This is a genomic window from Rhizobium sp. CRRU65 (assembly GCF_048551595.1).
GTDB classification, from domain to species: domain Bacteria; phylum Pseudomonadota; class Alphaproteobacteria; order Rhizobiales; family Rhizobiaceae; genus Rhizobium; species Rhizobium leguminosarum_J.
The window spans coordinates 36,760-49,159 of sequence record NZ_JBLYZH010000010.1 but is presented as its reverse complement, the minus strand read 5'-3'; the positions used below and the strand labels follow the sequence as shown (position 1 = coordinate 49,159).

The 12,400-nt window shown below is 62.6% G+C and carries 14 protein-coding genes; 4 read left to right on the top strand and 10 right to left on the bottom strand.

The window, feature by feature from the left end:
* Nucleotide 1: 1 nt before the first annotated feature.
* From ACM5SV_RS20465 to ACM5SV_RS20455, 3 genes are read right to left on the bottom strand one after another with little or no spacing between them, the layout of a single operon-like run.
* On the bottom strand, nucleotides 2-559 hold the full coding sequence (locus tag ACM5SV_RS20465; protein ID WP_012758926.1) for a DUF4865 family protein: 558 nt from the start codon (nucleotides 557-559) through the stop codon (nucleotides 2-4).
* Nucleotides 556-960 (bottom strand): cupin domain-containing protein, encoded by a 405-nt coding sequence (locus ACM5SV_RS20460; RefSeq protein ID WP_012758925.1) that lies wholly within the window; start codon nucleotides 958-960, stop codon nucleotides 556-558. The genes ACM5SV_RS20465 and ACM5SV_RS20460 overlap by 4 nt, the downstream gene beginning before the upstream one ends.
* Complete coding sequence (locus ACM5SV_RS20455) at nucleotides 957-1,376, bottom strand: tautomerase family protein (protein ID WP_113548011.1); 420 nt, start codon at nucleotides 1,374-1,376, stop codon at nucleotides 957-959. Before ACM5SV_RS20455 ends, ACM5SV_RS20460 begins: the two co-directional genes overlap by 4 nt.
* Nucleotides 1,377-1,493: 117 nt before the next feature.
* Between ACM5SV_RS20455 and ACM5SV_RS20450 the strand changes: the two genes are divergently transcribed.
* A complete protein-coding gene (locus ACM5SV_RS20450) occupies nucleotides 1,494-2,390 on the top strand; it encodes a LysR substrate-binding domain-containing protein (RefSeq protein ID WP_222014757.1) in 897 nt (298 codons plus the stop codon).
* 230 nt (nucleotides 2,391-2,620) lie between these two features.
* On the top strand, nucleotides 2,621-3,427 hold the full coding sequence (locus ACM5SV_RS20445) for a phytanoyl-CoA dioxygenase family protein (RefSeq protein WP_012758922.1): 807 nt from the start codon (nucleotides 2,621-2,623) through the stop codon (nucleotides 3,425-3,427).
* Nucleotides 3,428-3,568: 141 nt separating this feature from the next.
* Here ACM5SV_RS20445 and ACM5SV_RS20440 read toward each other — a convergent pair whose 3' ends face one another.
* Nucleotides 3,569-4,513 carry a GlxA family transcriptional regulator gene (locus ACM5SV_RS20440; RefSeq protein WP_222014750.1) on the bottom strand — a complete coding sequence of 315 codons (945 nt, stop codon included), beginning with the start codon at nucleotides 4,511-4,513 and terminating at the stop codon, nucleotides 3,569-3,571.
* Nucleotides 4,514-4,642: 129 nt separating this feature from the next.
* On the opposite strand from ACM5SV_RS20440, the gene ACM5SV_RS20435 reads away from it, so the two are divergent.
* Nucleotides 4,643-5,440, top strand: coding sequence for an SDR family NAD(P)-dependent oxidoreductase (locus ACM5SV_RS20435; RefSeq protein ID WP_113548010.1), 798 nt, complete (start codon nucleotides 4,643-4,645; stop codon nucleotides 5,438-5,440).
* A 67-nt stretch (nucleotides 5,441-5,507) separates the two neighbouring features.
* On the opposite strand, the gene ACM5SV_RS20430 is transcribed toward ACM5SV_RS20435, so the two are convergent.
* The 3 genes from ACM5SV_RS20430 to ACM5SV_RS20420 form a co-directional block, all read right to left on the bottom strand.
* A complete protein-coding gene (locus ACM5SV_RS20430) occupies nucleotides 5,508-6,482 on the bottom strand; it encodes a threonine ammonia-lyase (RefSeq protein WP_222014749.1) in 975 nt (324 codons plus the stop codon).
* Nucleotides 6,483-6,640: 158 nt separating this feature from the next.
* Nucleotides 6,641-8,377, bottom strand: coding sequence for a gamma-glutamyltransferase (ggt, locus tag ACM5SV_RS20425; protein ID WP_017995135.1), 1,737 nt, complete (start codon nucleotides 8,375-8,377; stop codon nucleotides 6,641-6,643).
* Between the two features lie 76 nt (nucleotides 8,378-8,453).
* Nucleotides 8,454-9,308 (bottom strand): helix-turn-helix transcriptional regulator, encoded by an 855-nt coding sequence (locus ACM5SV_RS20420; protein WP_222014748.1) that lies wholly within the window; start codon nucleotides 9,306-9,308, stop codon nucleotides 8,454-8,456.
* A 116-nt stretch (nucleotides 9,309-9,424) separates the two neighbouring features.
* Between ACM5SV_RS20420 and ACM5SV_RS20415 the strand changes: the two genes are divergently transcribed.
* Complete coding sequence (locus ACM5SV_RS20415) at nucleotides 9,425-10,141, top strand: SDR family oxidoreductase (protein WP_222014747.1); 717 nt, start codon at nucleotides 9,425-9,427, stop codon at nucleotides 10,139-10,141.
* Nucleotides 10,142-10,187: 46 nt separating this feature from the next.
* Here ACM5SV_RS20415 and ACM5SV_RS20410 read toward each other — a convergent pair whose 3' ends face one another.
* From ACM5SV_RS20410 to ykgO, 3 genes are all read right to left on the bottom strand, one after another.
* The gene (locus ACM5SV_RS20410; RefSeq protein WP_222014746.1) at nucleotides 10,188-11,264 is read right to left on the bottom strand and encodes an alpha/beta fold hydrolase; all 1,077 of its coding nucleotides are present in this window, start codon (nucleotides 11,262-11,264) and stop codon (nucleotides 10,188-10,190) included.
* Nucleotides 11,265-11,373: 109 nt separating this feature from the next.
* Nucleotides 11,374-12,009, bottom strand: coding sequence for a hypothetical protein (locus ACM5SV_RS20405; RefSeq protein WP_012758914.1), 636 nt, complete (start codon nucleotides 12,007-12,009; stop codon nucleotides 11,374-11,376).
* 112 nt (nucleotides 12,010-12,121) lie between these two features.
* Nucleotides 12,122-12,247, bottom strand: coding sequence for a type B 50S ribosomal protein L36 (ykgO, locus tag ACM5SV_RS20400; RefSeq protein WP_003542835.1), 126 nt, complete (start codon nucleotides 12,245-12,247; stop codon nucleotides 12,122-12,124).
* Nucleotides 12,248-12,400: the final 153 nt, after the last annotated feature.

Genomic DNA, 12,400 nt, shown 5'->3' with positions numbered 1-12,400 from the left:
GTCAGGGTCGAGCCAGGGATAGATGGCCGACGCGATAGGCCTGCGTCTGCTCGCCGATCTCGGGAATTTCTCGCCACAGTCTGAAGCGTACCCGCGTCCAGGTCGTCGGTTCGAAGCCGGAGACGGAGGCGAGTGCCCTGCCCGTCGCAACGTCGGCTCCAGCCTCCGCGCTTTCGGCCTGGCGGATGTCGGCGAGCGGCGCATAAGGCTCTGTCTGCAGGACATCGCGTGTGGCGAACTTGGCTGAGGCGATATCAGGCGAGATTTCTGCCTGCCAGACGATCCAGGTCCTCACCTGTGGCCAGCCGAAGGCGCTGGTGAGAGCCTCGAAACCTGGGCCGCAGAGGAATTCGCTTGCTCCTTCCGGCCTCTGCCAGAGATAGAAGGGCGCATAGAGATTGTCGCGGTTGCCGAACTCCCCCTTGCGGGCGCTGAGATAGGCTTTGAAGCCGAGATCGGGGAAGCCGTCGAGCAGCGGACCCTTGTCGCGGATGCGGCGGTCGATGATCGACATGTCGTAGTCCGCGGGCAGGGGGAAGCTGTACTGCATGGTCATCATGACCGTGTCTCCACCGGTTGCAGCCATTCGACGACGCTGCCGTTTTCCTTCGGCTGGATACTGATATAGCTGAAGGGGCTGTCATCGGCCGCGCCATGCCAGTGACGCTCGCCGAGCGCAAACCAGACGGCATCGCCGGGACGCAATGCTTCGATCGGGCCGCCCTCGGTCTGCGCCAACCCATGGCCCGAAAGCACATAGAGCAACTGGCCTCTGGGATGGGTGTGCCAACGGGTGATGGTGCCGGGTTCGAGCGTGGCGCGCATTGCGGTGTTCTCACCATCGGCGCTGCCTTCGAGCAGCATCTCGACCCAGAAAGGCGAGGTTGCGACGCCCTCCGGCGAGCGGACCGCCCTGCCAGGGCGTCTGATGGTCATGGTCTTCGGGTTCGAAGCGATCATTGCCGGCCTCCAGCCACACGAAGCCGCCAGTCTGGGTCTGTCATCTGGGCAATGCCATTGCCGAAGGACCAGTCTTCCGGTGTGCTGGTGCTGATGACGATCATTACGTCCTCCGGCCGGAGGCCCGGCGATTGCGCCAGGAGATCGGCGAGCCGCCGATAGAGCGCTGCCTTCATCTCGCCGGTGCGAGGCCTGCCGATCGTGATCGAGATGTAGACGAAGTCGTCCGAGCGCGGGCCGGCAAGATAGCTGCGATCGAAGATCAACTCGCGCTCGTCATGCTGGTGGATGGCCTGGAAGCGGTCGTTTTCGGGCACGTCGAAGGTCTCGACCAGGGCGTGCTGGATGTTGTCGGCCAGTGCCATGAGGTAGTCCGGCGACTTGCCTTTACGAAGGGAAATGCGAACGAAGGGCATCGGAATCTCCATGGTTCAGGCCGTCGGTCGGCCTTGACAGCAGAACCATCGCACGGCACGATGATGCTGAAAATCAGAATTTTATGGATGAATGATCCTGAAAAATAGGACTATTTAATGCGACGGACGATCTTCGATCTCGAAGTGCTTCGAACCTTTTCGACCGGCATGGAACTCGGCAATTTCGCCAAGGCGGCCGAGCGGCTCGGGCGTTCGACCTCTGCAGTGAGTGCGCAGCTGAAGAAGCTGGAGGAGCAGGCGGGCACGCCGATCTTCCGCAAGGCGGGGCGCGGGCTGGCGCTGACCGATGCCGGCGAGACGATGCTCGGTTATACCAGGCGGCTGCTGGAGCTCAACGACGAGGCGGCTGCCGCCGTTAACAGCGTCGAGCTGGAAGGCTGGGTGCGGCTCGGCCTGCAGGAGGATTTCGGCGAAACCCTGCTGCCTGATGTGCTCGGCCGCTTTGCGCGTGCCCACCCGAAGGTTCGGATCGAAGCGCGGGTGGTACGCAATGCCGAACTGCTGGAGCGCGTCACATCGGGCAAGCTCGATCTGGCGCTTGCCTGGAGCGACGGCACGCTGACGGCGCATTGCGAGCGGATCGGCGAAGTGCCGATGCGCTGGATCGGACCTGCCGAGGGGCAGCCGGCCTGGCAAGCCGCAAGCGGCGAGCCGATGCCGCTCGCTTCGCTGGAGGCGCCATGCCTGCTGCGCAGTGCAGCGACCAAGGCACTTGATGAGGCGGGCATTTCCTGGCGGCTCGCCTTCGTCAGTCCCAGTCTCGGCGGTCTTTGGGCTGCGACGGCGGCTGGCCTCGGTCTCACCATCCGCACGCCGGTTGGCCTGCCGGCGAAGGTCCGGCCGCTGGCGCCGGGGGCGATCGGCTTGCCGGATTTGCCGAAGCTCGGCCTGGTCCTGCATCGGGCGGAAGCCGAACCGCAGCCGGCTGCGGCCCGGCTTGCCGAACTCGTGCTGCAGTCGGTGCATGGCGCGTTGCGCGGGGTGGTGGCCTGACATCTCCGCATTGACCCGTCGGACGCGTGGCTGTAGCTTTGGGCCGCTATGAAGACGTTCACCCTCAATATCGCTTCGGTCTTCTTCTTGAGCCGCTGAGGCTCTGCCTTCGGGCATCAGAAGATGGGGCGGCTGACCAGCCTTTGCGGCTGGCGCGTTGCCGTGAAACGTAACCACCCTGCGTCTGGCCAAGGAAAGAGCCGGCAGGATTGGCGATAGAGAGAGATTTCATGACATCAGATGTTTATCCGGCGGCACTGAGTGCTGCGCAGATCGAGCAATTCATCGACGACGGTTTCGTCAGGATCGACGACGCTTTTCCCCTCGCATTGGCCAAGGAAGCTCGAGCCATCATGTGGCGCGACATTCCCTTCGATGCGGATGATCCAAGGACGTGGACGCAGCCAGTCGTGCGGCTTGCCGGCTATGGCGGCGGGCCATTCGAGAAAGCCGTCAATACGCCGGTGTTGCATTCGGCCTTCGACCAGCTCGTCGGCAAGGGTCGCTGGGAGCCGCGCAGCGGGCTTGGCAGTTTCCCGGTCCGCTTTCCCCATCCCGATGATCCCGGCGATGCCGGTTGGCATGTCGATCTGAGCTTTGCCGGCGAGGATTCCAATCGGGATGAGCAGCGGGACTTTTCCGCCTGGCGGGTGAACATCACCTCGCGCGGGCGGGCGTTGCTGATGCTCTTCCTGTTCTCGGATGTCGGGGAACAGGATGCGCCGACCCGCATCCGCGTCGGTTCGCACAAGGATATTGCCCGCCTTCTTGAGCCAGCGGGCGAGTCGGGAATGGCCTATCTTAGGTTGGAGCACGTCGGGGAAGACCGGCCGCTGGCCTTGGCGACAGGGCGGGCGGGTACCGTCTATCTATGCCATCCGTTTCTCATCCATGCAGCGCAGATGCATCGCGGCAAGCAGCCGCGTTTCATGGCGCAGCCCGGCCTTGCACCTTCCGAACCCATTCGGCTCGAACGGGAGGACGGTGCCTATTCAGCGGTCGAGACGGCAATACGCCGGGCGCTTCAGGAGCGGTAACGAGAACAGGATGCATCCTGCCGCCTACAGCGCTGCGCGTCTTTTCAGACGCGCAAAGGACGCTGTAGCACTTTGAATTGCTGCATAATTTTACCCTTAAATCGATTCCGATTTAAGGAATTATGCAGCAGGCCGGGTGCATCACATCTGCAGTTCCTGCAGGGCGGCGCGCCGAATTGCCTGCGGCGGCTGACCGAAAGCGCGAAGGAAGGCGCGGCGCATGCGCTCGCGATCGGCAAAGCCGGTTTCGCGGGCAACGACATCGATCGGGTGGCGGCCCTGCTCCATCATCAGCCGGGCCGCTTCCAGCCTCAGGTTCTCGACGGCCTTCGCCGGCGACTGCCCGGTTTCGTCGCGGAAGGCGCGGCTGAACTGACGGGGGCTGAGATGGGCGGCTTCCGCCAACTCCTCCACCGAAAGCGCCGATTTCAGATTGCTGCGGGCGTGGGCGAGCGCCTTTTGGATCCGGTCCGATTTTGGCTCCAGTTCCAGAAGGACTGAGAATTGCGACTGGCCGCCGGCGCGGCGATGATAGACGACGAGCTTGCGGGAAACGGCGCGCGCCACCTCGAAACCATGATCCTTCTCGACCATCGCCAAAGCCAGGTCGAGACCGGCCGTCATGCCTGCCGAGGTCCAGATGGAACCGTCGATGATGAAGATCCGGTCCTCTTCCATCTTTATCTTGGGATAGCGGCTTTGCAGCTCGCGAGAGACATACCAGTGCGTCGTCGCGCGGCGGCCGTCGAGGATGCCGGCTTCGGCAAGAAAGAAGGCGCCGGTGCAGATCGACGCCAGGCGACGTGTGGCGGGCAGGGCGGTGCGGATGAAGTCGGTTTCCGCCGCATTCGGCAGCCTGATACCGGGCGCTCCCGCCACGATCAGCGTGTCGAGGGCGGGGTCCCCAAAGGCCTCCGTCTCCATCACCATGCCAAGCGAATTGGTAATCGGCCCGCCGTGTTCGGAGAGATAGCGGACCTCGTAAACCTTTTCCTCGAGTTCGATATTGGCGAACTCGAAGGCCGAGACGGCCGCGAGGCTCATGATTTGGAAGCCGGGATAGAGAAGAAAGCCGATTTGCTGCATGACCATCACGTCCTGGCAAGAGGATGTCCTGAAAGGTGGCATATCTGACATTCAGGACGCGCACAATCGCGCGTAAGACTCTCCTCAAGCGCAAGGCATTGGGCCGGCGCGCACGCAAGGAGACGGATCATGACACAGGACCATAAGGGTACGGCACTGGTAACAGGCGCATCCTCGGGCATCGGCGCAGTCTATGCCCACAGGCTGGCGAAGCAGGGCTACAATCTCATTCTCGTTGCCCGCAACGGCGAACGGTTGAAGACGCTGGCAAGCCGGCTGACCGATGAGACCGGCCGGACGGTCGAGACTGTCGTTGCCGATCTCAGCAACCGGGCCGATCTCGGCCGCATCGAAGGGGTGTTGAAGGAAGACCGGAGCATCACGCTGCTGGTCAACAATGCCGGTGTCGGTGGAACGGCGCCGCTGCTTTCCGCCGATGTCGACAAGATGCAGGAGATGATCGAGCTCAACGTCACGGCGCTGACGCGGCTGACCTATGCCGCCGTGCCGGGTTTCGCTACACGCGGCGGCGGCACGATCATCAATATTGCGTCCATCGTCGCGATCGCGCCGGAGCTGCTGAACGGTGTTTACGGCGGTACGAAGGCCTTCGTGCTCGCCTTCAGCCAGTCGCTGAAGCACGAATTGGCGGAGAAGAACATTCGCGTGCAGGCCGTGCTGCCCGGCGCCACCGCCACGGAATTCTGGGACATCGCCGGCACGCCGGTCGAACATTTGCCGAATGAGATCGTAATGTCGGCAGAAAATATGGTCGATGCGTCGCTCGCAGGTCTTGAGCAGGGCGAATTTGCAACGATCCCCTCGCTTGAGGATGCAGGCCTGCTTGCCGCCTACGAGCAGGCGCGTCAGGCATTGATGCCGAATCTCTCGCGCACCGCGCCGGCGAAACGCTACAAGGTCGCGTAATTGTAAAAGATAGAAACCATCCGCTGCTGCTGCTGCGGATGGTCGACGGCGTTCACTTGCACGATGTTCAGCCGAAACGTTCCAGAGCCATGGCGAAGATATCGGGATCGACATTGCCGCCGGAGGTGACCACGACGGCTGTGTCGCTTTCCAGGGCATCGCCATGGAAGAGGGCGGCGGCGAGCGCCACGGCGCCGCCGGGCTCGACGACGATCTTCAATCGCGAGAAGGCAAGCGCCATGGCCCGCAGCGCCTCCTCGTCGGTGACGACGATGCCGGCGCCGGCGAGGCGCTTGAGGATCGGGAAGGTGATGTTGCCCGGCTGCGGCGTGACGATCGCATCGCAGATTGAGCCTGACACCGCCGCGTTGCGTTCGATCTTGCCGGAGGCGAGCGAGCGGGTCGTGTCGTCGAAATCCCTGGGCTCGCAGGGACGGACGCGAAAGCCGGGGGCGCTGGCTTCGAGGGCGAGCGCAATGCCTGAAGTCAATCCGCCGCCGCCGCAGGGAACGAGGACTTCGGCTGACGTCACGCCTTCCTCTTCCGCCTGCTCGGAGATTTCGAGACCGATCGTGCCCTGGCCGGCGATGACCAGCGGTTCGTCGAAGGGCTTGATCAGCGTCAGGCTGCGCTCGGCCGAAAGTCTCGCGCCGATCTCGTCGCGATCTTCGTTGACGCGGTCGTAGAGCACCACTTCGGCCCCGAAGGCGCGGGTGTTGGCGATCTTCAGCTTCGGCGCATCGCTCGGCATGATGATGACGGAGGGCACGCCGTGCAGCTTGGCCGCCAGCGCAACACCCTGGGCGTGGTTGCCGGAGGAGAAGGCGATGACGCCCTTCGAGCGCACCGCCGGATCGAGGCCGGAAACGGCCGACCAGCCGCCGCGAAACTTGAACGAGCCGGAATGCTGCAGACATTCCGCTTTCACGAACAGGCGCCGGCCGGCAATCTCATTCAAAAAAGGAGAGGAGAGAAGCGGCGTGCGCCTTGCATGACCGCGCAGACGGGCGCGGGCTGCGACAATCATTTCAATGCTGGCCATTCGGGAATCTTTCTGCTTGCGGGTTCGCCCATGCATAGGGCGAGGCAAGTCAATTGTGAACGGCGACTTTGTCACGGTGACATGAATGGTGCCTCTGCCGCTTGTTGAGAGCCGTGTTGCGCTTTCCACCGACTGTTTGGCCAGGCGATCCCGAAGCGTCAGTAGCCGCTTGCCGACCCTTCCGCTGCGCGGCTGTCCATGGCGCCATTGTAGCGAGCGCCGCCGCCCTTTTCGATGGCCGCAAGGCTTTTGCCGCCGACGAGGATGCCTGCGGCCTGGCCCCATTGCGGCGCGTCATTGCCGCCATCGAAGCTGTAGCCCATGGCGGCAAGCGTCTTTTCGGTATCGGGCGAGAGTGCATAGGGTTCGAGAAAGACCTTGTCGGGCTGCCATTGGTGGTGGACACGCGGGGCGTTGACCGCCTGACTGATATCCATGCCGAAATCGACGACATTGAGGATCGCTTCCAATGTGATGGTGATGATGCGCGAGCCGCCGGGGCTGCCGATCACCATGAATGGTTTGCCGTCCCGGGTGACGATCGTCGGGCTCATCGAGGAAAGCGGCGTCTTCTTCGGGGCGATGGCATTGGCTTCGCCCTGCACCAATCCGTAGAGGTTCGGCACACCGGGCTTGGAGGTGAAATCGTCCATCTCGTTGTTGAGTAGGACACCCGTGCCGGGCGCGACGACCGCGGCGCCGAAGGAGCCGTTCAGCGTATAGGTGACGGCGACCGCATTGCCCTCGTCGTCGATGATCGAATAATGCGTCGTCTCGGTGCTTTCCTTGCCGCCGAGCGGTTTCAGGTTCGCCGAGGCGCCGGCCCTGTAGGGATCGATCTTGGCGGCAATTTCCGAGGCATATTTCTTGTCGAGCAGTTTCTCGACCGGGTTCTCGACGAAATCAGGATCGCCGAGCGCTGCATTGCGGTCGACATAGGCGTAGCGCATCGCCTCGACCATGATGTGCACGGTTTCGGCCGAGTTATAGCCGAGATAGGAGAGCGGATAACCTTCGAGAACGTTGAGGATCTCGCAGATGATGACGCCGCCGGAAGACGGCGGTGGCGAGGAAATGATGTCGTAGCCGCGGTAATTGCACTCGATCGGCTTCAATTCGCGCACGGCATATTGCTCGAAATCCTCCTTGGCGAGGATGCCGCCCTTGGCCTGGCTCGCCTTGACGATCGCCTCGGCGGGGGCGGCCTTGTAGAAGGCGTCGGGGCCTTTTTCGGAAATGCCTGCCAGGACTGCGGCAAGGTCCGGCTGCTGGAGTTTTTCGCCGGATGCATAGGGTTTACCATCAGGTTTCAGGAAGATCTTCGCCGCCGCCTCATCCTTGGCGAGGCGCTTGGCGTTGCCGGCGAAACTTGCGGCGTCGCCCTGTTCCAGCGTGAAACCTTCCTTGGCGAAGCGAAGTGCCGGCGCGATCAGTTCTTCGCGCGACTTGCTGCCGTATTTCTCGCGCGCGGTCTCGAAGCCCATGACGGAGCCCGGCACGCCAACGGCAAGATAGCCGTCGAGGCTGGCGCGCGGCACGATATCGCCCTTGGCATCGAGATACATAGTCTTCGTTGCGGCAAGCGGCGCGCGTTCGCGAAAATCGAGGAAGGTCTTCGTGCCGTCCTTCAGGCGGATGGTCATGAAGCCGCCACCGCCGAGATTGCCGGCCGAGGGATAGACCACCGCCAGCGCATAACCGACGGCGACCGCCGCATCGACGGCGTTACCGCCGCTTTTCAGCACGTCGACGCCGACATCGGTCGCCAGATGCTGGGCGGTGACGACCATGCCGTGCTCGGCTTCGACGGGCGCAGGCGAGGCGGCGAAAGCCGAGGTCAGGCTCAGCGACAAAGCTGATATGACGGAGATCGTCCCGATATGCAGGCGGCCCATGATTTCCCCTCCTATGGACAATGATGGAAAAACATATGGGACTGCGGCAGCCCGAGGCAATGCAAGGGGTTGGCTTTTATGTGAGGAGCTCGGCGAGTTTCCGGTTGGTGTCGTCGTCATCGAGCGGCGTATAGACGATGAGTTTCATTTCCGGCCGGCTGGTCAGTGTTAGGCCGGTATGTTCGAAGGACATGCGGCCCTTGACGGGATGGTTGATGCGCTTGATGCCGGATAGCGGACTGACGACCTCATGGCGCTGCCACCAATCACGAAATTCAGGGCTTGCCTGTTTCAGCAGCGTGATCAACCGCTCGAAATCCGGATCGCCGGCATAACGCGCACTGTCGGCGCGAAACATCGCCAGCGAGACGCGGGCAACTGCTTCCCAGTCGACGAGCAGCTTGCGATGCGCGGGGTCGGCAAAGAGGCGATGCATGGTATTGCGCTCGTCGCGGTCGAGCGTGTCGTAACCGCCGAACAGCACCTCGGCGGCACGGTTCCAGGCGAGCACGTCCCACCGGCGGCCGAGCACATAGGCCGGCTGGTGTGTCAGGTTGGCGAGCATGCGCTGCAGCGGCTCGTCGACACATTCGGGTGCGGACGAGATTGCCTGAGGCACTTGCCGATTGTTGAGGATGAAGAGATGCCGGCGCTCGGCCTCGTCGAGGCGCAGCGCATCGGCAAGGGCGTTGAGCACCTGAATGGAGGGTCGGATGTCGCGGCCCTGTTCCAGCCAGGTGTACCAGGTGGTGCCGACGCCGGCGAGCATGGCGAGCTCCTCGCGGCGGAGACCCGGCGTGCGTCGGCGAAACCCCTCCGGCAGGCCAACTTCGGAGGGCGTCAGCCGCTCGCGACGGGAACGCAGAAAGGCTGCGAATTCACGGCGGCGGGCATCGAATGTATCGGGTCTCTGGTCCATGGGAGCGATCATATCAGTATCAATACCAGGATAAAACTGGAACTGTTTGCCGTTTCCAAGCCGCGCATGATGCCGGTGCCGCGGGTGATTGAAACGCCCGCGGCTCGATCAATTCAAGGAGCAGCATCATGTCTTTGCAGCATGTGGTCGTCATCGGCGGTTCTTCCGGCATCGGCCTTGCCACGGCGAAATTACTGTTGAAACAGGGGTATACCGTTACCGTTGCGGGCCGCGACGGCGAAAAGCTTGCCGCGGCGACGGCATCGCTCGCGGGCGAGCTGCGCAGCCTCGTGCTCGATGCGGCGGAGCTCTCCGGTCTCGGGGAGGCTTTTTCCCAGATCGGCGCATTCGGTCATCTCGTGCTGGCGATGGGCAGCGGTCACGGTGCCGGACCCTTCGTGACGCTCGACATGGCGGATCTGCTTGCCGGGTTTCAGACCAAGCTCATCCCGCATGCCGCGGCAGCCCAGGCGGCACTGCCGCTGCTGCAGCCGGGCGGCAGCATCACCTTCGTTTCGGCGGTCAGCGCGCAAGCTGCGATGCCTGGCACGGCTGGACTTGCGGCCGTCAATGCCGGCATCGAGGCGATGGTGCCGGTGCTTGCCGCCGAATTGAAGCCGCTGCGCGTCAACGGCGTTTCCCCCGGGGTCGTCGATACGCCGTGGTGGAATTTCCTGCCGCCCGAGCAGCGCGACAGCGTCTTTGCGGATTTCGCCGGCCGCACGCCGGTCGGCCGTGTCGGCAGGCCGGAGGATATCGCGGAGGCGATTGCCTTCCTGATCGGAAACGGATTTATGAGTGGCCATGTCATCACCTGCGATGGTGGCGTCAGTCTCGGCGCCTGAGGCAGGTTTCGGACGATGCTGACAAAATTATGCAGCATTCAAAGTGCTACGGCGTCCTCGGCGCCTCTGAAAAGACGTGGGGTCCTGTCGGCCCCAACGATGGTACGGCTGCGGCCGTCCGATCGCGTGAGGCCGCGGCAAGCCTCTCTTCGGCCCTGCGGGCGATCGCCTGCAGGTCGCGCGGCTTGCCTGATATCTTCTCCATGGCGGCGATGGCGACATCGGTTGCGAGGTAATCCGGCTTGTGGCCGACGCCGCGAACGGTGATGAGTTCGGAGCCTGATATATCGCGGGCAAGGCCGCGCGAGTGCAGGTGTTCCCAGACGATCTCGTCGCTGTCGCCTGTTATGATGACGGTCGGAGCGGTGATCTGCGAATAGAGCAGCGACTGCTCCTTCACATAGGCAAGCAGTCGTTTGAAATCGTCGGCATTGTTCTGGAACGCGCTGGGACGCAGTACCAGCGACGGACCGGTTTTTTCGATGTAGTCGGCCGGGCGCGGATTGGGGCGGAATACATTCAGCGTGCCCCGCTCCAGCCGGCTGAGCCCAAGCGGCACGACGATTGCGTGGTTGAAGAGCCAGCCGACGATCGGCACGGTTGCCAGGTGATAGTACCAGTCGATGCCGCCTGGCCATGGATGAGTGGCGGGCGCGAGGAAGAGCAGGCCGGCGGTTTTGTCAGGATGGCGCAGGCCGAAGGCGGCGGTGATCGCGCCGCCGAAGGAATGGCCGACGATGATCGCCTTTTCGATGCCGCGCTTCTCCATCAGTCTGGCGATTGCATCTGCCTGGCCGGAGGGGACGGCGTTCTCAGGACCGCCGCGTTCGGAATAGCCATGACCGGGGCGATCGACGAACAGCATTTCCGCCCGGCCTTCGAGTGCGGCGCGGAAGGCCACGACCTGGTCGAGCAGATTGCCGCTGGCGCCGTGAATGAAGACCAGACCCGGCAGATCCGAATTTTCTGGCGGCGGGACGTGGACCGCATTCATGCGGTAGCCGCCGATATCGGTCAGTTCGCCGATATTCGGATAGGCGTGTTCAAATTGCCGCGCCTTATAAGTGGAGTAACCGATGGCGGCGGCGAGCGGGGCGAGAAGAGCGGAAACTTCTGCAAGCATGATCTCAACAAGCGGTAGTTGCGGGATGACCTGCGAGCGGGCACCGCATCGTTCCCGCTCTATTCTAAAATTGCGCAGCACGATCCGACGTCAAGGCCGCCGTCCGGAATCAGGTGCGGTTGCCGGCGAGTTTTTCCGCAAGTGTGTTGGCCTGTTCTTGCGCGGTGCGTTCGGCGGGATAGATATCGAGAAAACGCTCCCACGCCTTCAAGGTCAGCTGATCGTTACCGGAATTGCTGAGGATCGCCGCCATGCCGGAGAGCGCGCCGAAATGACGCGGCTCGAGATCGAGTACACGTTCGATGTCGGACATCGACTTGCGATAATTTCCCATGACGAAATTCAGCGTGGCGCGGCGGTTCCAGCTTTCGGCATAATCGGGCTTCAGCGCGATCGCCTCGTCGAGGAAATCGAGGGCGGCGGGGTTGCGCTTTTCCTCGATCGCCTTGTCGGCCCACTGCATCAGCAGATTGACGGTGGCACTGCCCGAATCGTTCCATTCCATGCGGATTTCATTGGCGATGCCACTGGCTTTTTCGGGATCGCGTTCACGCTTCAGCTGGCTGAAGAGCTGGTCGAGGTGCTGCTTCGGCGAATTGTTGGCATCCGCCTGCTCGACGATGACGTCCTTTTTCGCGACGGCAGCCGACTTTTCCGCGGCGGCGGCCGGAAAGGAGGGGGTAAGGAGAATGAGGGCGAGCGGCAGCGCCGCTGATGTCAAAGCAAAAAAGCGCATGGCGGACATATTAGCCCGCCAGCGCCGAAGATCAAACAAATTTGACGTGATCACCGCAGCGACCCACCGGATATATCTGCCGGCGCAAGCGCACGCGGCAGGGCGATCCGGACGCGCGAAATCAGCCCTGACGAGCCTTGAAGCGCGGGTTCAGCTTGTTGATGATGTACATGCGGCCCTTGCGGCGAACCAGACGGTTGTCACGGTGACGAGCCTTGAGCGACTTGAGCGAATTCTTAATCTTCATTTTTTTGATCCGCGATCTCTATGGGGAATTCACATTCGCCCGTATCTTTAACAATCAAAAGCGCGCCATCGGGCGCGCTGTTTAGGTGGGGGAGCAGATACCCCGTCACCTTTTCCGTGTCAACCACATGAAGGTGTTTTTCCCAAGGCGCAG

Coding starts and splice junctions, on each gene's coding strand:
- ACM5SV_RS20405 (WP_012758914.1), bottom strand. CDS start 12,009: ATGTCCGCCATGCGCTTTTTTGCTTTGACATCAGCGGCGCTGCCGCTC.
- ACM5SV_RS20460 (WP_012758925.1), bottom strand. CDS start 960: ATGATCGCTTCGAACCCGAAGACCATGACCATCAGACGCCCTGGCAGG.
- ACM5SV_RS20435 (WP_113548010.1), top strand. CDS start 4,643: ATGACACAGGACCATAAGGGTACGGCACTGGTAACAGGCGCATCCTCG.
- ggt (WP_017995135.1), bottom strand. CDS start 8,377: ATGGGCCGCCTGCATATCGGGACGATCTCCGTCATATCAGCTTTGTCG.
- ACM5SV_RS20450 (WP_222014757.1), top strand. CDS start 1,494: ATGCGACGGACGATCTTCGATCTCGAAGTGCTTCGAACCTTTTCGACC.
- ACM5SV_RS20445 (WP_012758922.1), top strand. CDS start 2,621: ATGACATCAGATGTTTATCCGGCGGCACTGAGTGCTGCGCAGATCGAG.
- ACM5SV_RS20440 (WP_222014750.1), bottom strand. CDS start 4,513: ATGCAGCAAATCGGCTTTCTTCTCTATCCCGGCTTCCAAATCATGAGC.
- ACM5SV_RS20415 (WP_222014747.1), top strand. CDS start 9,425: ATGTCTTTGCAGCATGTGGTCGTCATCGGCGGTTCTTCCGGCATCGGC.
- ACM5SV_RS20420 (WP_222014748.1), bottom strand. CDS start 9,308: ATGATCGCTCCCATGGACCAGAGACCCGATACATTCGATGCCCGCCGC.
- ACM5SV_RS20430 (WP_222014749.1), bottom strand. CDS start 6,482: ATGGCCAGCATTGAAATGATTGTCGCAGCCCGCGCCCGTCTGCGCGGT.
- ACM5SV_RS20410 (WP_222014746.1), bottom strand. CDS start 11,264: ATGCTTGCAGAAGTTTCCGCTCTTCTCGCCCCGCTCGCCGCCGCCATC.
- ACM5SV_RS20455 (WP_113548011.1), bottom strand. CDS start 1,376: ATGCCCTTCGTTCGCATTTCCCTTCGTAAAGGCAAGTCGCCGGACTAC.
- ACM5SV_RS20465 (WP_012758926.1), bottom strand. CDS start 559: ATGATGACCATGCAGTACAGCTTCCCCCTGCCCGCGGACTACGACATG.
- ykgO (WP_003542835.1), bottom strand. CDS start 12,247: ATGAAGATTAAGAATTCGCTCAAGTCGCTCAAGGCTCGTCACCGTGAC.